This is a genomic window from Marmoricola sp. URHA0025 HA25, from assembly GCF_054059435.1.
The window spans coordinates 661649-680944 of the sequence record NZ_JBSSCD010000001.1; the positions used below are offsets into that span (position 1 = coordinate 661649).

Below are 19296 nucleotides of genomic sequence, written 5' to 3' on the forward strand. Positions count from 1 at the left end.
GGAACATCTCCTTGTCCTAGGTGCGCCGGTTTCCAACCAGCTGTCGTCCTGGGGGTCATAGGTGACCGGGAAGGCCACACCGCTGTGCGCCCGCCGGCACTCCGAGCACATCGACTGGATGACAGGCGAGATGTTGCCCGACATGTGCGGCGCGAACACCTGCCCCGCTTGCGGCCCGTACAACGCTGCGCGCCGCATCCGCGCGATCGCCCTGGCCTGTCCGACCCATCTCGTCACGCTTACCGATATCGGCGATGACCCCATCAAGATCGGCGAGGTGATGACAGAGGTATTCCGTCGGCTGCGGCGCAAGGGCTACCAGTTCGAGGCTGTCCAGTCCGTCGAGTGCAACCAGGGGGGACGCCGGCGAGCACCAACATCACCTGCACCTGCTCGCTTACGGCACCGTGCCCGGCCGCGGCGCCTGGTCTGAGGCCGTTGCCGACACGGGATTCGGGACGCGAGTGCATCTGCGCCTTGTCACTAACGTGCGTTCGGATGCCGGGTACATCCTCAAAGAGATGTTCATGCCTGACCGGATGCTCCACCACTTGGAAATGAACGGTGGAAGCCCGGTACGCCGGCCTACGAAGCACTTCTGGCGCCTGGACGGCGAGTACCTTCCCGGCGGGTGGGCCAACGTCCTCGCCGAGCACTCGCGGCGCCGCGCAGAGGCCAACGCCGCGGCCTCCCCGCCATTGCTGTCGTCGACGGCATTGACCACTGGGACCGGGTACGACAACCCGCCGCCGGCGTGTGGTTTTGGTGTACGTCCTTCACGCGCGCGCGTTGGGGGCTCCGCGCTCGCGTACGCGGTCCCCCAACTCAGGACAAGCGGGCGATCTCTCGGTACTCGACCGACCGCGGGTCCAAGAAGGTCGACGCGATGTGGTGGACCTCGGAGTCCTGTGTCAGCACGACGCCATTGCCGTCCAGGCCGCGTACGACGACCTCTACGTACCACTGGAACTCCGCCGGGGCGACAGTCGGCGGTTCTGTCGGCGCCTCACATGTCCAGCACCATGCCGCGAAATCCTCGTGACTCTCGCAAGGCACGGCCGGAGGCCCTTCAACTCGACCATTCGCTCGCAAGGTGGCGACAGGCGGCCACTCGACGGTGCACTCTTGCTCGGGAGTCAGACCCTTCCGGAAGGCCGCCTCGACGGTTCCGTGGTCGGCGTCGGACCAGCTCAAGATCGGCGGATACGCCTCGACACCCCATGAGGTGCCGGCAACCCACTCGTCGGTGTCGATCCGGGTCGCCGGCTCGCCTTGGTCAGCCCAGAGCCGAAGAACGACCGGGCAGCTCCAGTCGCACGGCAGGGGCGGAACTGGGACATGCTCCACATCGAACGGGTCGGGTTCGCCGTCCACGATCGGCCACAGGTGGAACGCCTGTCTCCGACCAACTGTGATCTGGTCCGCTCGGTACGCATAGCCGTAGGGTCGTTCGAGCCGGTCCGCCAGGTCCTCGAGCAGGCCGTCGATCTTGCCGCCGAAGGTGCGCATTCGCTCGTAGGCGTCCAAGTCGACGATCGGGACACCAGCCTTTACGTAGTCGAGGACATGACCGGCCGGGATGCCGCTCTCTACCAGGTACCGACGGAGGGCAGCGGTGTCAGCTCTGTACGGCACGGTTTCCGCGGCCATCTCACGTGCAGTGCCGGGGTCGAGGAGGGCGAGGAGCAGATCGCGATGCCACGGTCGCCACCCGTGTTGCTGATAGTGCACCGCGATGTCGGGACGCTCGCGCTCCTCCCACACGCAAGCCATCTCGGGAACCACGCCAGCCGACAACCACTCCCGTGCAACCGCCGGACAGTCAGCCAACGCGGTCCAGGCCAGGCCGTCGATCCACTTCGCAGCCTCGTCGACCGTGAATCCGGCGACCGTCCACGCCGAGGCAACGCGCACCATCACGCCGTCAGTGAACTCGGAGCGTTCGTACAGGCCGTCGAGCATGGCGCTCCACCCTCCCGCCTGCTCGGATGAAAAACCCGCGTTGCGCCACGAGTCGACCTGGTCAGGGTCGATCCCGTAGCCGGCCCAGTCGTCGGCGTCGATCACGTCATCCTCCTCAGCGCCCGGGCATCCCGGGGCGGGGAATGTAACCTCCGGGGCCCGTTCTGGGGAGGGGTCCGGCGCCGGCGCAGACGGTCTGCCGGGGAGTCTCAGTCCGCGGAGTCACTACTCACGCGCCCGCGCTACGGGACGGTTAGCGACACCGCGGGCTTACACGGAGTCGTCTCCCGCGGCGATCCGTTCCAATGTCTCGCGCATCGCGGCGGGGTCCTGCATGGCGTTGGCGAGGTGTGCGAGCGCGATCAGAGCCGCAGAGCACTCAACGAACGTCAGCACGTGCGAGCCGCTGTGCAGGCCGTCATTCTCCAGCCACACGGTGATCGTGGGGGCCGCCTCGTCGGTGCCAGCACGTTCGATCGCCTCCGCTGCGTGCCGGGCGCGGGCGTTGAGGTCGTACAACCGCTGAATGACCGAGCCGTCGGCCTTGACGAACATGTCCTTCTTCCCGCGGCCGATGAAGTTGTACGCCTGCCAGGCGTGGGCCAGGAAGTCCTCCCAGTGGCCAATGCTGCGCAGGTAGAGCATCGGCCTCGGAGATGCGCTCAGATAGTCGTTGGTCGCTTCGCGGGCCAGCGCGTACGAGGAGAACGCGGACTGTGTGTGGCGAAGCGCATTGGTCACCTGTTGCCGGAGCGGCGCGCGGAACCTAGTGCTCATGGCGGTGTTGAGCAGGTAGTTCGCTGACCAACGCTCCTGCTGTGAGTCTTGGCTGGACATGTCCGGGATCGCTGCGTTCGTGAACGTGGACAGGCGCGGTGCCACGAAAGTGTCGAGCACGTGTGCGCCCCAGATCGCCTCTGACATGGGATCAAAGATAGGGTCCTGCCATCCCGGTTTATTGAAAGGGTTCCCTTTTCGTAACACCGAGGTGATGATCCGGTTATGCCGACCAAGCGGAACGACCGAGCCAGGCCGTTGGCCCTTGCATATGTCCGGGTGTCCACTGCGGAGCAGGTGACTGAGGGCGCGAGCCTCGATGCGCAGCGGGACGCGCTCTCTGCGGAGGCCGAGCGAAGGGGGTGGGACATCGAACTCCTCGCCGACGAGGGCTTTAGCGCGAAGGACCTTCGACGCCCGGGGCTCTCTGCGGCGCTCGAACGGCTCGACGCCGGTGAAGCCGACGCGCTCTTATCGATACGACTCGACCGAGTGTCGCGTTCGGTGGCCGACTTTGCAGGGTTGCTAACACGGGCCAAGCGACGCGGCTGGCGTCTGGTCTTGCTCTCGCCGAACCTCGACACCGAAGACGCAGCAGGCAAGTTCACCGCGCACGTGCTTGCTGCCGCCGCCGAGTACGAACGCGATTTGATCGGAGCGCGCACCCGGGAGGGAATGGCTCAGCGTCGGTCCGAGGGTGTACACGTCGGCCGTCCGCGCAGCCTGCCTATTGCGATCGTCGAACGAATCGTCGGCGAGCGATCCGGCGGGTCCAAACTTCGAGAGATTGCCGAGGGGCTCACTCGCGACGGGATTCCCACGGCTCGAGGTTCCAGTCATTGGTCGACCTCGACGATCCAAGGCGTACTCGCTTCAACGACGGCCAGATCGCTGGGATGATCGCCGACCCGTTCTCACTTCGTCGAGAGTGCCCGGGGGGTGTTCGCGCACCGTCAATGAGCTCCGCGTCATGGTCGCAAGGCGCCTAGTAGGGCGTGATGTAGCTCACCCTGTTCACGACGTGAAGGTTTGTGCGCCGCGACGCAGGGCCAGCCACGAGGAGGAAGCCGCGACCACCGATTCCGACGCGAGGATGTACCCCCAGGAATCGGAGACCGCTGAGTCGTCGTTGACCGCGCGAAGCCACTGACGTGCGGCGTCACGCTTTGCCTCTACAACGGGGGAGGCCACCTCGCTGTCGCGCTTGCCCTCGACGATCCAACGCACCCGCTCGTCATCGATCACGACAAAGTCGGGCTCGTACTGCCGCCCAAAGGCGCCCATCGAGTAGTCGATGCGCAGCGGTACGGTCTCGTCGATGCGCAGCCACGAGTCAACCGCAGTCGCGGTGTCGAAAAGTTCTGCAAGCTTGAACTCAGTGCTGTAGGCATCAAAACGCGCCACGTCGTAGAAGGAGCGGTCCCAGCCCTTGTACGGGTAGTTCCGGGTGAACGAACCCGCGTCCGTCACCAAGTGTCGGTCGGCAGGCGGGACGACCTCGATTCGTTCCTCCGGATCGGGCCAGCGGTCGAGGAGGACGGAGGTCTCGATCCAAGTCCGCGAGGAAGCTTGCCTCTGCTTGATCCACTCAGCAAGCCGCGCGGTCGCAAGCCGGCCGTGCTCGACACGCCACGTGGAATCCTCAGTGATCCGTGCTCCGTCAAGGAAAGCCTGCGCGATTCGCAGAGCTGCGTTGGCTTCGGCCACTGACGCCTCGATGCCGTCAGTGCGTAGAAGTCGCCCGACCAGATCGGTCTCGATCGAGCCAAATTCGATCTGGTGCGCCGAGGCAGCCACCTGGTCTCGCTGCTCCGAGATCACCATGCGCGCTTCGCCTAGAAGGTCGCGCTCGGCATTGAGTGCTGTTCGCCGTAGCGTGTCCCCCTCGTCGTCAGCGAACTGCCGTCCGAGTGCCTCGACCTGGTTGAGGTCCAGATCAGCCAACGAGAACGGAGCTCGGTGCGTTGAGCGGACGACCCGAGGGATGAACAGCGGCAAGTTGAGACTGCGCTGGGATTTCGGCCTGACGTAGTGAGCCATCGTCGTCTCTGACGCGCGCGCGGCTTCCTGCCGCGCCTCGAGGGTGGAGAACGTCAGGCCGGTGTGGGTCTGGCCCGACGCGCTGACCGACTCCTCGTCGGGTCTGATCAGGGCGTTCGCCTCGGCGTCGGCAGCGGCCTCGCCGGGCAGCATCACTGCAACGGTCGACACGCTGTCTGGTTCCAAGATTCGGGGCTCATCGGCGGGCCCAATATCCGCGCCAGGTGTGATGACGCCAGGGATCGGGTTCGTGACTAGGGTCGCACCGTCAGTCCGCTCACCCAACGTCTCTTCGAGGAGGACCCTCGCCTGTCGGAGGAGCGCGGCGAACGAGCGGTGTGACAACACCTCGACTGTGTCGAGCATCGGATTTCCGGTCCGTCGACCGAACGGTAGACGCAGTCCCCTCCCGAGAACCTGCTCAGTCAGGAGGGACGATTCGAGCGACCGAACCGAAGCGATGACGTAGACGTTCTTCACGTCCCATCCCTCTTTGAGCATGCCGACACTGACGACGGCGCGAATCGGGGAAGCTGGGTCTTCGAGAGTGTCCAGGAGCGCGAGAGTCTTGTCGGGCTCCTCAGAGGTCACGAGAAGGACCTGGGTGTAGTCGCCGAGCATGTCAGGCCCCGCGAGCATGTCCCGAATCTCATTGGCCTCGTCGATAGTCGAAGCAACTACGAACAGGATCGGCTCAGCAAAGGGCTCCCGGGTCATATCGCAGTACGTGCGCATAGCCGTGGACTTCGCGGCGAGAAGCGTCAGGCCGTCGGCCATCTGAGTGCGGAGGTCTGCGACCCCGTCTCGTCGAGAGACCAGAACCGGAATCTTCACGTAGCCGTCGGCGATCGCGGATGACAGCGGGTATCGGTAGACGACCTTAGGTTCGGTGGCCTCGTGCGGTGTCGCCGTGAGGCCGATGAGGGCCTGTGGTTTCAGTTCGTCGATGGCCGCTTGGAACCGCTTTGCGTTACCGGAGTAGTAGACGTGGTGTTCGTCCGCGATCACGACCAAATCGTCAGCGGACTGGAGGTACTCGTAGAGAGCGACGCCCGTCGTCTCGTGCTCCCGATGCGCGCGACGTGCTTCGGTCGTGTTCGGCCTGAGTAGCGACTGCACAGTGAGAATAAAGACCTTGAAGCGTTCGGAATCCGCCAAAGCGGCCCCAACCTCGCCGCGTTCAAGCGTGTCGAGCGTGATCACAAGGGGGTTTGATTGCAGGCCACGCAGGTACTTCCTGTGCCCAGGGGTCAGGTTGTCCACCGTCTTGCGTTGGATCGTCGATCCCGGGGTCACTATGACCACGTTGCTCACGCCGGACGCCCACAGATAGTCCAAGAGTCCACCGGCAATGTAGGTCTTTCCCACTCCGGTCGCGAGGTCGGCGATCAACTCCACGCCAGGCTCGGCCCTGTCCAATGCCCGTGCGAGCTGATCGAGAGCGTCCCGGTTCGGCTTTCGAAGGTCGAGTGTGTGAGCGACGTGCTCCACGACGGTCTCGTCGTACTCGATCACTGAACTGCCTCTCGTGCCGCGCGGCGTCGAGTCCGCTGGGCAGCTTTGGACAATAGGTCCCGAGGTGCCTTGGTGATCTTGCTGCCCTTCGAGAGCTCCCCAAGCAAAGCTGCGGAGCCGTCCAGGATTGCTCGACCAACGATCTCGACGCGCTCGCCCTCGTTCAACGCACCTACGACGGCGCGAACTTCATCCGTGCCTACGACACCGTCGAGCACCGCGAGACGCATCCGACCACGGACTCCGGAGAGCGGAGCGGCCTCGGGCTGGAACAGGTACCCGAGCTGTCCAGCCACAGCCTTCGAGAATGAGCCGTTGGTCGCAGCGTCCGAAAGCAGGACACCAAAGGGGGTGTCGACGTACATCGACGGGCCGATCTCGACGACACGGAATCCTGCGCCGCCCGGCCAACTCACAGCTTCTGTGATTCCTCCTGGGTCTGCGCCCTTCACCACCAGTTCGAGTCGCGTTCGGGTAAACGTTTCGACGGTTTCGGGCAGCACCTCGGAAGTGACCCAGCGACGACCCATCTTATGCGCAGCCGCTGCTGTGGTTCCTGAGCCGGCGAAGCAGTCAAGCACGATGTCACCGGGGTCCGACCCGATGTGTATGACCCGTTCCAGGAGACGCTCCGGCTTGGGCGTCGAGAAGGCCGGCAGGCCGGGAAAGAGTTGCTTCATCTCTCGGTTCGAGGTTCGGTTGCTACCAACGTCGGAACTCAGCCAAATGGTGCGCGGAACGAGGTCGCTCACCTCCGACAGATACCGCTTGATGCTCGGCCGTGCGTCGCCCTTCGGCCCCCACCACACTCGTCCATCGTCATCGAGTTCACGCAGCCTGTCTTCGGACAGCCGCCAATACTTGCCCGCCGGAGGAGAGAACACCCGGCCGGTCGGTCCGGTGTACTCGTACTGGCCCTTCGAGTACGGCTTGTTGGCGAACGGGTCTCCAGCGAGCCACGGCCCTCGAGCGTCGCCGTCGGGGTTTGCGTAGATGGCGTTCGACTCGTCGGTTCGAGCAAGTCGGTTCGGGCGCCACACCGACGGGTCCTTTGCGTACACGGAGATGTAGTCCTGGTCGTTGCTGAACCAGCGTGCGCTGTTCCGGGGCGAGTCGGCCTTCTGCCACACCACGGTATCGACGAATGCTGCCCGGCCGAACACGTCGTCAAGGAGAACCCGCATGTGATGGTGTTCAGCATCGTCGAGGTGAACCCATAACGAGCCGTTCGGCGCCAACAGCTCGCGGATCAGCCCAAGCCGCTCGTGCATGAAGGACAACCACGTGGCGTGCTCAAGCCAGTCGTCGTAGTGGGCAAACGCCTGCCCTGTGTTGAAGGGCGGGTCGATGTAGACCAGCCGAATCTTGCCTCGGTATGCACGGCGGTACTCGGGAACCTCGGACAGGATTCGTAAAGCGTCGAGGCTGTCGCCGATCATCAGAAGGTTGTCCGCGTGTGGCTCGGCATCGTCAACCTCCCCCACAGCGTCGACGAAGTCGCTGACTCGGACCTCTGCGGCTGCCGGGTGGTCACGATCGACCCAGACCGGTTTGCCCTCTTGATCCCTCGGAACGAGCAGAAACTGATCCTTGCCAGGCCAGGTCAGCTCGAGCCGAGTCACGTCCGCGAGGTTATCCGCCGTGCCCGCAGCATGTCAGTCGAACCCCTAGGTCCGGCCGGCACCATTACCGGCCAGAAGCGTGGTCCACGCTGCGACTCCGAGCGGGCCATGCGACCACCGCTGCCGAGGTTGGGGTGGATGTTTCACGGATCTCCCGCGCGACCCGTCACGAGAGCCTCGAGACCTTGCAGCGATATGTCAGCCCGCCGAGGCGCTGCGGGACACGACTGCCAGAGACCTCGACCTCTGGCACTGACACCCTCGAAGCGCCTCGTCGCGGAACCGTCGCACGCCGCCTCCTCAGCCTCCTGCCAAGTCATACCCCCGAGCGGCGCGCCCGGGAGCGGCCATGCCTACGGGTGCCATTGCGCGGTCGGCTTCCAGGTCACGCCGTTGTAGTTGAGCCAAGGGCATGACGACGTGGAGGATCCGATCTGGTGCGAAATCCAGTACCTGCCGGACCAGAACGCCTCTTGATGGCTGAACGTGGACTTCGTGCCGTAGTTGCAGACCAACACACGCGAGCGCAGGTCGATGCCTGAGGAGCTCTGGAGATTGCGGATGTCATTGAAGTAGGTCTGCTGAATGCCCTTTGAGCTCTGCTGCTGCGAAACTTGATAGCTGGAGATGACGACGAGGTGGGCATTCCTGTTTACCGCGAGCCAGTTTGCCAAGGCTCGCCCGGCCGCAATCGCTCGGTCGCAGTCCATCTCGCCGTACGCACCGGGGTCGATCATCAACATGTAGTTGATGCTCGTCAGTTGAGATTGCGCCGCGTTCCTGAGGAAGTAGGCAATGCCAGTTCTGCCGATGCTCCAGCCGGCCAATGTCTGGATCGTCTGGCCAGACTGCAACTTCGACATGGCGGCCGAGTACGCTGGACCGGAGTTACCGCAGGTCCCGGTTACCCACTCGTCGCGCTGAACCGTGGCAACGGAGGCATCGCCTACTGCGAACTGAGTGTCGCCTGCGTTGTATGGGGAGTAGTAAATGTTCGCCGGCGGTGGAGTGGGCGGTGGGGTGGACCCGCCACCCCCTGAACCGCACTGTGTGATACCCGGGTAGACGTTGTTCGCTGTCATTCCGTCGTTCACGTAATGGGTGTTGATATAGCCCACGTTCGCGTGGCCGTTGACGGTAGGTCGAGTCAAGTTCGTCGCGTAGTACCAGACGCGGTTGCCGTAGGGTCCAACGGCATCGCCAAATGCGTAGCAATGAGCTTGTACTTGCTCGTTCATATACACGCCGAATCCGGTTTCGCGGTTCGTGTCGTTCTGGCTCGGGCTGTTACGGAACCACACGCCGTCAGGCAGTGACTCGCTCGTGTTCATAACAGTGAATACAGGCTCGGCCTGGGCTGGCGCGCTGGACAATGCCAGCACAGCAAGGATGCCCGCCAGAACGACTCCGACGCTTGACGCTCGTCTCAACGCAGACCTCCGTAGCAGGTGGCTCGATCGTGAACCGAAATCTAGGGGACTTTGGTCCTCAACGGATGATCAGATGGGGCTAGTCACGTCAGCCTTGGGTGCTGCGGCACCACACTGGTCCGAGCCCGGGGCTCCGGGCCGAACTGAACTCTTGGTCTGCCTGTCATCACCGGTCCCCGTAGCCGAACACGCCATTCATCTCCACAAGAGAGCAGGGGCTCCGAGAGCGCGGCCGGGTTTTGTCGATGGTCACAGTCACACTTCGCCCCATGACCCTGAGCAACGAGCACATGGAGCGTCCACGACGCGCCAAGGGTGAGCTTGCTCATGCCGTTGTCGATGGCCCCGACGGCACGCGGGCGGTTGAGTTATCGCCGGTGCGAGCAGAAGCCTTGAGGCTCAAGGAACTGCATGAGGAGTCGTTCTGGTGCAGTACCCAGGCGGGGGGCTGTGGCGGTGAACTGGTCCTCGCTGCCGGGCCGATTCGAGTCCCACACTTCCGGCACCACGTCGGTGCCGACTGCGCACTAGCCGGCGACAACGTACGCGCCACCCGTTCCTATCAGCACCTGCGCTACCAGCTCGCGCTGCTCACCTGGCTCGAGGCGCAGAACCTCCGCGCGACGATCGAGCACCATCTAGGACCGGACGGACGAGCAGACCTTCACGTCATCGTTCGCTCCCGGCGTCACACCATCGAAGTTCAGCTTTCTCCGATCGGCCTGAACGAATGGCGTCGTCGGGATGGGGCGTACCGTCGGCAAGTCGATGACGTTACTTGGCTCTACGGAGCCGCCGCCGAGACAACGGCTGCGGCCCAACAAGCCGCCAGCGGCCACGCACTCCATATACGCGCTGGTGCAGGACCGGGCACCCGCCTTGAGATCGGTGTTGTGACCGACCTGACCGAAGCGTGGAGCCCTCTCGAGGAGTGCGAACTGCGCACCGAGCAGTTCTGGACCCCGCACCTGGACAAAGCCCTTGCCGACCTCGCCGCCGCACAGGCAGCCGAGGGTGCCGCAGAGGAGGCACGGCGTGCGGCCTCCGAACGGGCTGCGAGCCACCGCCGTGCGTCTGAGGCGAACCGCGAGGGCCTCGACCGCGGGACGCAACATCGTGCGTCGGCTGGCTGGCATGCTGAATACGGCACCTTGGCGTATTGGCGAGAGGTACACCCCGAGTTGGCCAACTGGGCGCCCGAACGAGGGTGGGCATGGACCGACGGACTCCCAGAGGAAGGCAAGGCCGCTGCCCGGGTGGTGGCCTACGTCGTCGCGCGGCTCTATGCCAGCGGTCCGATCAGCATGCTGCTGTTGCCAGATGAAGTGACTGGAGCACAGGTCGTTTCTGCCCTCGAGCGCGCCCGGTTCCTCAGACTGTACGAACGCGGAGGAGTCGATCGCTGGGAACGAATCTAGGGCTTCAAATACTGCTGGTCGTGGTCGTCCCCGGGATAGGTCACCGGAACCTCAAGTCGCGTCGAACCCGGTCATCCGGATGAGCTTGGCTGGTACCCCTACGACGATCGCGTGGGGGCGCTGCCTTCGAGCAGGACTCGTGGCACAGGCACAGGCCCACCGCGAAGTCTCCACCAGCCTCGCCCACGAGGAGACCTGATCCAGACCACGGCGAGTCCGGACGGGTCGAGGCACGCCGGCCCCTTGGGAGCTCAACGGCGGAGCGGAGCCCGTCGCTCGTCCCTTCGGGGCAGACGAGGATCGGCTGAACCGCGACGAGAGTGGCTTGCCCTGTTAGCGCGCAGCCCGCAACATCGCGGCGACGGCAGAGCTACGGCGATCAGCCGGGACGGCACGAAGCCCCTTGAGGCGCGTACCCTCCGCAGAGTTCACGACGAGCTTCTTTGAGGCGCGGCTCGATGCCCGGGTCGGCTTTGCCGTCTTCTTCCCCATCGCGGCCCTCCAATGATCGTCTTGCGACTGTCAGATTCTAGCGGCTCTCACGCTAGCCAGAGGCTCCGACAGATTTGTGTCGGATGACGATGGCCCACGTCAGAGTCATGGCTTGGAGCAGCCCAAGCGCCATGAGTGTCCATCTGAGCTGGCACAGGGGGAGTTCGAACACCAGTGCGGCCGCAGTAGAGAGCAGCAACAACGCCGTGATCACGCTGTTGACGCGAGGAGCGAGGAGAAGTCTCGACACCAGCGGATGTTCCCGGCTCCGGGCCAAGAGTGCGATCAGGAAAGCTGGGATCGCCAAGGTCACGGCGGCGACTGAGCCGGCTTGGTTGGGGTCTCGGGTCGCTTTGAAGACCTCCTCCGAGAAGATCACTCCCGCCACGAGCAGGAGAAAGGCGACGAAGGCGCCGGCGACCACCTGGTTGATGAGGCCTTCTCGCGCGGGCAGGAGTTCCAACGTGGCTTCAACGTCGGTTTCATGGCCGGTCGCCTTGCCTGTGATGTGACCGGTGTGCCCCTGAGAGTCTGACGTGCCCTGGTCGATCACCTTCTCGTCTGCATCCCACGCCGCGAACATCAGTTGACTCACGGCCAACCCTGGAGGTGCCTGAACCTCTAGGTGCCAGCTTCTCGTACTGGTTGTCCATGAGCCGCCCTTGATCACGGTCTCGTGCTTCGTCGACAAGAGGTTCGACGAGCCATCGAGGGGGCGCTCGTATGTCAGTTTGACCAGACTGCGCCGCTCGATGACCTCCTTGGGCAGCTCGACGACGAATAGAAAGTTGGCCGCGAGGTCCTCGGCTAGGGCGAGGGCTGCTGCGGTCGCGTCGCGGTCGGCTACCGATGCCAACAAGCTTCGCAGTTGAACGAGGTGGCCGTGGGCCCCTGCGGCGCTCCTGGCGAAAACGACCCCGGCGATCAAGTCGGCCTCGCCCGACTTCAACTCGCGACCGAGAAGACCCGACACAACCGATCCCAGTGCCTGAACAGCCAATCGCCCGTTGTCCTCAGTCCCCCACACGGAGACTGCTGCGCCAGCAGCGTCGCTTACGTCCACCCGACGAAGAGGCTCCTTTGCGAGAGTCGCAAGCGGAACTGCGACGCGGTCGATCCCGACCCTGACGGCGAGCCGAGAAGGAACGGTGAAGTCCCATGAGACCCGTCGTCGGGTTTCGCCCGTATCGAGGAAGGACACGGTCTCGACGCGGCGATGGGTCCAGTCGCGCTGGTTGATCAGTAGTTCGAGCACCTTGCGGCCATCCGACTGATTCGCGGTGCACCACCTGCGCCAACGCCCGAGTCCGTGCTCCATGGCAACGTAGTTTGCCCTCTGCCGAGGCCCCGAGGGGTGCGATCGGTCGTGACCAGAGGCCGATCACCGCCTGAACCGCCGTATGGATCGAGTGGTGATGCGGCGCCGGTCTGGCCAGCGCCGCACCATCACCCGGTTCATCCACTCAGCGCGCGCTGGACGGTGATGTCCAACGAAATGGCCGGATGGGCGACTCCGTCGCGCGGACGCAGCTCGCCAGCCACCCATCCCTCACACAGGCGCACAACTTCGAGACCGAGGTCCAACCTCAACGGCAGGACGCTCACGGCGTACCACGACGCGAGCCGCTCGGGGTCCCGGAGGTGTTCCCGAAGACGGTCTCGCGCCGCAGCGCGAGACCTCGACCGGCGCACGCTGCCCACGTAGAGGCACCGTCCACGGAGGTCCCACGTCACGTAGACCGCTGCGCGCGGACCGGATCGCACCGCGACGGCCCGGCTCGTCGTGGTCGTGCACGTGTCGATCAGGTCATCGTCGAGCGTTCCAGAGGGGCCGAGCACCTCGCGACCCAACGCCGGCTCGATCGACCGAGCGGCGACCAGCAGCTTGGCGCGCATGCCAGCGTGCGGCCTCACTCGTCGTCCTCGTTCTCGTCGTCGTCGTCGTCGAGGATGATCGGCTCGCTAGGACCGTGCTTCGCGAGCTCGTCCCGGGTGTGCTGGAGGCGCTCCTTGATCGACTCGATGCTGTCGTACGACCCGAAGACATCGGCGCCCAAGGTCGCCTTGAGGGCGATGAGCTTCTTGGCGGCCTTCACGACCAGCTCGGCACCCCGCTGGAGTTCCTCTCGGGCCTGCACAGGCTCGTCCTTTGCGCCGCCCCCGCCACCAGTGGAGGCGCCCGCAGCCGCGATGGACGTTGCAGCGCGCACCGGGTCAGAAGCGAGGACAACGTCCCACTCCATCTCCAGGCTCGCCTGCGCGCCGGCAGCGTCGATCACGGGGTCGCCGTCCTTGAACGCGCCCTCGGGGTCGTCGTGGGTGTAGAACCGCTTCGCCTGACCCGCCGTGATGTGTGCCACCGCCATCGAGTGCAGCACCCTCAACCCGCCGGTCGACTTCGCGAGCTGCTCGACCACGATGTTCGGGCGGGCCCGGAACGGCACCTTGCTGATCGCGCGCTTGCCGTCGGACGACTCCTTCGAGCCGCGGTCCCTGGTGATCAGCCCGGAGAGCATCGCGGCCGTGCCGCCGAGCACGGACAGCTCCATGACCGCGTTCTGCCGATTCGCCCCGGTGCCTGTGGTGGCCGTCGCGAGCAGCTTGTCCAGGACGCCGACCGGCTTGTCGCCGGTCGTGAGGGTCCACTTGTAGTCCCACAGCATCTGCGTGATGGGCCCGCCGTCGCTGAAAGCGTTCACCGCAAGACCGAGAGTCTCCGATGAGCGGTACCCGGACAACGCGGTGGAGGCGATCGCCTTGCCGACCGTCGCGCGACGCGGCTGCTTGACGTTGAACTCCTCGCGGAAGAGGGACCCCATGCCCTCGTACCAGGGGTTGAGCACCACCATCAAGGTGAGCGCCGTAGCCCACAGACGGTGCGGCGGGAGATCGAGAAGGTCGTGCATCTCCTTGGCGGTGCAGCGCCCCTCGATCACGCGGCGCTGATCTGGCGTGACCATGCCCCTCACCTCGGCGCGTCGCAAGAGCCGCGACATGCCCTGCTCGGACTGTGCCGTCGCGTCCCAGGGGGTGGCGTCCGTGTGGATCGTCGCGATCAGGTCCTCGCGCGCCGCCGGAAGGTCAGCAAGGGGTCCTCCGGTGGTGGCAGCGGCCCCGACCACGACGACCGCAGGCGCGACGAGGGTCTGGCCCGCCCGGATCGTCGCCTCGGTCAACTGAGCCTCCTCGAGCCCCTTGTTCACCAAGATCGCCTGGGTTGACAGCCGGTCGCGCGACTGGCGCTGGGTCACCCTGCGCCACGTTGGACCGTTCTTGGTGCCGATCACCGTCTCGATGCAGGCCGTCGCAGCGGCGTCGACGTTGCCGCCGGTCCTGCCCTTCCACATGGAGACGTACCGGGAGTTGCCGTCGATGGCGGCGAGGTAGAACTCGTCCTCCGAGCCGTCGTGGAACTGCACGCGCATCCCCATCAGGAGCAGCGGCTCCTTGACCCCGGACTGCAAGATGCTGTCGGTGTAGTCGTTGCCGACGTTCGAGCCGTCGGGACCCGTCTTCAAGAAGGCCTCGCGTACCCGCGCCGCCAGCTCTTCGTGATCCTCAACGACGAGGTTCAACATCGCTCGCGGGCCGACTTCGTCAGCTCCAGTAGTCAGCATCGCCTCGGGCAGCTTGGTCACGTCGACATCGAGCTGGTTGTGCAGGGTGTGAACCCAGCGTGCTCCGGCCACGTCGGGCAGCACGCCCATGTCGATGTAGCGGTCGTGCTGCTGCGTCGTGTAGACAATCCCGTCGCTGACCCGCTTGCGGATGAGGAGCGAGTCCACCTGCCCGTTCGGCCCAGCGTGGGTCTCTACGAGCATCCTGAACCGGGCGGGGTCCGTGACCCCTGCCGTGATGACGCCGGCGAGATCGTCTGGGACGTTGGTCTCCGGGTTCTTCTGGAGAGTTGACCGGACCGAGGTCAACGCCTTCGGAACCGGCGGAACTGCGATCTTGGCAGGGCGGTGCTTGACCGCCGGGAAGTCACTCTCGTCGGTACGGAGTTTCTCCGCTGAGGGGTTGTGCCTGGTATTCACGTGCTCCGCCTTTCAGACGGTCACACGCTCGCGGGCTGTGCCGCGGGTCAAGGCGGGCGCCCTGACCCCGCCGTCCGCCGGTGACGGCGAACATCCCTTCCGTAGCTCGCCGGCTCATGTCTCCGGTCTGCTCCGGTCCGGCTCGGCGTTGTCGGCTGGCCCGGGGCGACGATCGGTCCGCCAGCACCATGAGGTGCCAGGTTGGCCGTCCGGAGACGGTGCCGACCATCGCGCAACGTCGTGACTCAAAGTGTCACGGCGCCCAGTCCTTCGACCACCGAAGCGGTGCGCGGTCAAGGTCGAAACCTCGACCCCACCAGTGTACGCGATCCGAGGACCGCCCACGTCTGCGCGTGCTTTCGGTGTCTCGGCCGTCGGTGTTCATCGGTTCCAATCCGCCAACTACTGCGGTCGCTCGCCGGCTTCGAGGGGGTCGAGAACGTGACGGCGATCGGCGAGCCACGCAAGCACCTGCTTGTTGGTCGTCGTCCGGTTGGCCTCGGCCGTGAGGCGGGCGAGAAGGTCGACTGCGCTCCGGGCCTGCTCTGCGGTGAACTGCTGAGCCATCGCGCTGACGCCGCCGATCCCGGACGGATGATCACCCGGATCAGCGAATACCTCCAGGTGATGGACGACGTTGTCTCGGAGGCGGAAGAGAGGGGTCCAAGAGTCATCCAGCTCAGCGCCGATCTTCGGGCCGTAGACCCGTTTGAAGACCTCGCCCATCCGCGCGCCGATCGACCTCCGCCTGGGCTTGTTGTACCAACTACTGCGAGTCCGGGTGTCGATGACCAGGTCCGTCCAGACGATCACCAACGCCTCGCAGGCGAACGCCGCACAGCTCACGGCTTGGAGTGAGGACTCCATTTCGCGCCGAAGAGGCAGTGCCCAATCAGGGTTTCCGCCGGCCACGACGGCATCAACGAGTTTCTGCCGGGCGGCCTCCGCGGCCTTCACGTGGTCAAGGGCCAGGCTCCACCAGACCAACCACATGCTCGTCGACATCTGCACCCTGGGGGAGCCGAAGCTCAGCCCCGAGGGAATGCCCTCGGGGCTGATCGTCTGGGCGGGCGGCGGTGCGACCTGCTCTGGTTGGTTAGGCACGCGGCACCTTGATGCCGGTGGCGCTGTGGCATCGGTACCCCGAAGGATTGCGAATCAAATACTGCTGGTGGTGGTCCTCGGCGTAGTAGTACGTCGGGGCCGGCTTGATCTCCGTGGTGATCTGGTCGTAGCCGCGCTTGGTGAGCTCCGGCTGGTAGCGCTCGGTGATCTCCTTGGCGACCTGCGCCTGCTCCTCGGAGAACGTGTAGATGGCCGAGCGGTACTGGGTGCCGACGTCGTTGCCCTGGCGCATGCCCTGGGTCGGGTCGTGCACCTCGTAGAACGCAGCCACCAGGTCGGCGTACGAGACCTCGGCGGGGTCGTAGACGACGCGGACGGCCTCGGTGTGTCCGGTGCGACCCGAGCACACCTCTTCGTAGAGCGGGTTGGGCGTGGTGCCGCCGGCGTACCCGACGGACGTCGACCAGACGCCCGGGATCTGCCAGAAGACCTCCTCGGCCCCCCAGAAGCAGCCGAGCCCGAACAGGGCCACCTCGTAGCCCTCGGGCACCTCGTCGGTGACCAGGGGCGCATCCAGGGCGCGGTGCTTCTCCGCCAGGCCGAACGGCCGCTCGGGCCTGCCCGCCAGGGCGTTGTCGGGATCGACGATCTGGCTCTTGAACTTGTTGAACAGCATCAGTGCTCCTCGACTGCCGGTCTGTAGGTCCGGCACCTGTCTCAACACTGCCTGATGAGCGCGTGTTCCCCCAGTCCTGGGGCTTACGAGCCGGTGACGTGAGGGCGGTCCCGGGGGATCAGATCGACGTGGTGAGGGTTTCGGCCGGCTCGACAACCGGGGTGGTCGAGCAGCGAGGAACGAGCGATCAGACGAGACCGGGTGACGTAGAGCATGGACCCGCCCGAAGGGCGGTCGGGGTTTCGACTGGCTCAACCCCGGGGTGGTCGAGCAGCGAGGAGCGAGCGTCCAGTCGAGACCTGGTGACGTAGGGCAGCGACCCGCCCGATGGGTGGTCGAGCAGCGAGGAACGAGCGTCCAGTCGAGACCTGGTGACGTAGGCAGGGACCTGACCGATGGGTGGTCGAGCAGCGAGCTTGCGAGCGTCCAGTCGAGACCTGGTGACGTAGGGCAGCGACCCGCCCGAAGGGTGGTCGAGCAGCGAGCTTGCGAGCGATCAGTCGAGACCTTGGTGACCCTGGGCGTGCTGGTGGCCCCGCCGGTGCCCGGCGGGGTGTGGGTCAGCTGGTTCGTCGTGGTGGTGGGTCGACCGGTGGTGGGGTGAGGTCGGTGGTGCCGGCTGGGTCGCGGAGGTAGGTGTGGCCCAGGGGGCTGCGCCACAGGTATGTGCCGGGTTCGAGGATCGTGTAGGTCCAGCGGCCGTGGGTCTTCATCCGGTGGTGGCGCCTACACAGGCAGGCGAGGTTCGAGGTGGAGGTCTGGCCGGGTGGACCGTCGGGGTCGTAGGCGATGACGTGGTCCTTGTCGCAGCCCTTGGCGGGTCGGTGGCACCAGGGGAAGACGCAGGTGCGGTCCCTGAGCTCGACCTGTTCGGCGATCCGGGCCGGGACCTGGTAGGTGTCGGTGTGCTGGTGCTGGTTGAGGTCGATGACGGGTTTGATGATCACCCGACCGGTCTCGGGGCGACCGCACCACTGGGCGACCTGTGCGGCGGTGAGGAGCTGTCCGCCGGCGTTCTCGACCCACACCGGGGCATCGGGGTCGCTGGTGCGCAGCGTCTCGGCCGAGAGGTGGACGTACAAGACGATGTCGCGGGCCCGGTGTCGGCGGGTGACCCGCCCGGTCTCGGTGCGCTCGGGCTCACCGGGTGACCCAGCCGCGGTGGAGTCGGTCGGGATCGTGTCCGGGTGGAGGGGGAGTGGTTGTTGTCCGCGGGCGAGGATTCCCAGGGCTGCGGCCCGGCGGGCGTCCAACGGGTCGGTGCAGCCGAGGTCGGCGAGCTGTTGGGCGCCGGTGGTGATGGCGTCCTCGAGGTCCAGGGCGTCGGCCAGGTCGAGCTCGCCGTGGACCCGGGAGGTGCCGGCGAAGGAGACCTGCTGGTGGTCGATGGTGAAGTAGCGCTGGTCGGCTGCCCGGTCGCGCAGCTCGCGGGCGTACTCGGGCATGAACTTCGCGATCGCGGTCGCGACCAGCCGTTGGGTCTGGGTGGGCCCGGTGCGGTGCGCGTACGGCGCCACCTGGGCATCGACGAAACCTGCCGCCTCCACGGACAGGCACAAGGTCTCCTCGGCGACCCGCCTGGCTCGCCACGGTGCCAAGGACCCGTCTTGGACCCGGGCCCAGAGCTTCGGGAGGCGGTGGGCCAGCTCGAGGGCCTGGGCGATCAGGTTGCGGCCCGACCCGTCGGTCAACCCCAGGGCGGTGGCGAACTGCCCGATCGCGAACTCGCTGACCAGTGGGCAGCCTTCGCCCGCGATCGGGATCGCGGTGTCGCGGCCCTCGGGCACCCACCAGGTCGCGGCATCGTCGGGGTCGGTCACGGTGTGGGCGTGCGCCCACTCCACGGCGGCCGCCAGGACCCGGGCTTCGGCGGCGTCGGCATCACCTCGGGCAGCCCGTGCGGTGGCCAGGATGCCGGCCGCGTCCAGGGTGGTGGTGCCCGAGTCCATGGTTTGAATCTAGGGGTGACCACCGACAGTTCTTGGCCCCAAAGCCCCTGGGTAAGGGAATCCGAGAACTTTCTGGAGAGACTTTCCGGCCGACCTCCTCGACCACCGAACCAGCCGGGTTGCGACCCTGCCCGACCTCACCGGGTCTCGACTGATCGCTCGCAGGCTCGCTGCTCGACCACCTGGGGTTGGGTCGGTGCCCCGCGTCACCGGGTCTCGACTGATCGCTCGCAGGCTCGCTGCTCGACCACCTGGGGTTGGGCTCGCGGACGCGGCGTCGCCGGGTTTCGAGACGGTCGCTGCTCGACCACCT

At 65.7% G+C, this 19296-nt stretch carries 13 protein-coding genes; 3 read left to right on the forward strand and 10 right to left on the reverse strand.

Features of this window, described 5'->3' with window-relative positions; all coding sequences use genetic code 11:
- Positions 1–61 precede the first annotated feature (61 nt).
- Entirely contained in the window at positions 62–433 is a 372-nt protein-coding gene (locus tag ACVW00_RS03155; RefSeq protein ID WP_457109447.1) for a hypothetical protein, read from the forward strand.
- A gap of 392 nt (positions 434–825) precedes the next feature.
- Here the strand turns inward: ACVW00_RS03155 and ACVW00_RS03160 are convergent, their stop codons facing one another.
- Together ACVW00_RS03160 and ACVW00_RS03165 are read right to left on the reverse strand one after the other, a co-directional pair.
- Complete coding sequence (locus ACVW00_RS03160; RefSeq protein ID WP_457109448.1) at positions 826–2067, reverse strand: hypothetical protein; 1242 nt, start codon at positions 2065–2067, stop codon at positions 826–828.
- A gap of 165 nt (positions 2068–2232) precedes the next feature.
- On the reverse strand, positions 2233–2886 hold the full coding sequence (locus ACVW00_RS03165; RefSeq protein WP_457109449.1) for a hypothetical protein: 654 nt from the start codon (positions 2884–2886) through the stop codon (positions 2233–2235).
- A gap of 78 nt (positions 2887–2964) precedes the next feature.
- On the opposite strand from ACVW00_RS03165, the gene ACVW00_RS03170 reads away from it, so the two are divergent.
- Positions 2965–3639 (forward strand): recombinase family protein, encoded by a 675-nt coding sequence (locus ACVW00_RS03170; protein WP_457109450.1) that lies wholly within the window; start codon positions 2965–2967, stop codon positions 3637–3639.
- Between the two features lie 114 nt (positions 3640–3753).
- Here ACVW00_RS03170 and ACVW00_RS03175 read toward each other — a convergent pair whose 3' ends face one another.
- From ACVW00_RS03175 to ACVW00_RS03185, 3 genes are all read right to left on the reverse strand, one after another.
- Positions 3754–6294 carry a DEAD/DEAH box helicase gene (locus ACVW00_RS03175; RefSeq protein ID WP_457109451.1) on the reverse strand — a complete coding sequence of 847 codons (2541 nt, stop codon included), beginning with the start codon at positions 6292–6294 and terminating at the stop codon, positions 3754–3756.
- Positions 6291–7916 (reverse strand): site-specific DNA-methyltransferase, encoded by a 1626-nt coding sequence (locus ACVW00_RS03180; RefSeq protein WP_457109452.1) that lies wholly within the window; start codon positions 7914–7916, stop codon positions 6291–6293. Before ACVW00_RS03180 ends, ACVW00_RS03175 begins: the two co-directional genes overlap by 4 nt.
- Positions 7917–8269: 353 nt before the next feature.
- Positions 8270–9247: a hypothetical protein gene (locus ACVW00_RS03185; protein WP_457109453.1), complete on the reverse strand. Its 978-nt coding sequence runs from the start codon at positions 9245–9247 to the stop codon at positions 8270–8272.
- Between the two features lie 368 nt (positions 9248–9615).
- Between ACVW00_RS03185 and ACVW00_RS03190 the strand changes: the two genes are divergently transcribed.
- Complete coding sequence (locus ACVW00_RS03190) at positions 9616–10764, forward strand: competence protein CoiA family protein (RefSeq protein ID WP_457109454.1); 1149 nt, start codon at positions 9616–9618, stop codon at positions 10762–10764.
- A 544-nt stretch (positions 10765–11308) separates the two neighbouring features.
- Here ACVW00_RS03190 and ACVW00_RS03195 read toward each other — a convergent pair.
- From ACVW00_RS03195 to ACVW00_RS03215, 5 genes are all read right to left on the reverse strand, one after another.
- Complete coding sequence (locus ACVW00_RS03195; RefSeq protein ID WP_457109455.1) at positions 11309–12574, reverse strand: hypothetical protein; 1266 nt, start codon at positions 12572–12574, stop codon at positions 11309–11311.
- Between the two features lie 592 nt (positions 12575–13166).
- Complete coding sequence (locus ACVW00_RS03200; RefSeq protein WP_457109456.1) at positions 13167–15041, reverse strand: hypothetical protein; 1875 nt, start codon at positions 15039–15041, stop codon at positions 13167–13169.
- 654 nt (positions 15042–15695) lie between these two features.
- Positions 15696–16298 (reverse strand): hypothetical protein, encoded by a 603-nt coding sequence (locus tag ACVW00_RS03205; protein ID WP_457109457.1) that lies wholly within the window; start codon positions 16296–16298, stop codon positions 15696–15698.
- A 91-nt stretch (positions 16299–16389) separates the two neighbouring features.
- Positions 16390–17034, reverse strand: a complete 645-nt coding sequence (gene msrA, locus ACVW00_RS03210) for a peptide-methionine (S)-S-oxide reductase MsrA (RefSeq protein WP_457109458.1) — start codon at positions 17032–17034, stop codon at positions 16390–16392.
- A gap of 560 nt (positions 17035–17594) precedes the next feature.
- Complete coding sequence (locus tag ACVW00_RS03215) at positions 17595–18983, reverse strand: HNH endonuclease signature motif containing protein (protein ID WP_457109459.1); 1389 nt, start codon at positions 18981–18983, stop codon at positions 17595–17597.
- Positions 18984–19296: the final 313 nt, after the last annotated feature.

Bases quoted from the DNA above. Each gene is read 5' to 3' on its own strand.
- ACVW00_RS03165 (WP_457109449.1), bottom strand. From the start codon at position 2,886: ATGTCAGAGGCGATCTGGGGCGCACACGTGCTCGACACTTTCGTGGCA.
- ACVW00_RS03170 (WP_457109450.1), top strand. From the start codon at position 2,965: ATGCCGACCAAGCGGAACGACCGAGCCAGGCCGTTGGCCCTTGCATAT.
- ACVW00_RS03185 (WP_457109453.1), bottom strand. From the start codon at position 9,247: ATGAACACGAGCGAGTCACTGCCTGACGGCGTGTGGTTCCGTAACAGC.
- ACVW00_RS03190 (WP_457109454.1), top strand. From the start codon at position 9,616: ATGACCCTGAGCAACGAGCACATGGAGCGTCCACGACGCGCCAAGGGT.
- ACVW00_RS03195 (WP_457109455.1), bottom strand. From the start codon at position 12,574: ATGGAGCACGGACTCGGGCGTTGGCGCAGGTGGTGCACCGCGAATCAG.
- ACVW00_RS03205 (WP_457109457.1), bottom strand. From the start codon at position 16,298: ATGTCGACGAGCATGTGGTTGGTCTGGTGGAGCCTGGCCCTTGACCAC.
- msrA (WP_457109458.1), bottom strand. From the start codon at position 17,034: ATGCTGTTCAACAAGTTCAAGAGCCAGATCGTCGATCCCGACAACGCC.
- ACVW00_RS03215 (WP_457109459.1), bottom strand. From the start codon at position 18,983: ATGGACTCGGGCACCACCACCCTGGACGCGGCCGGCATCCTGGCCACC.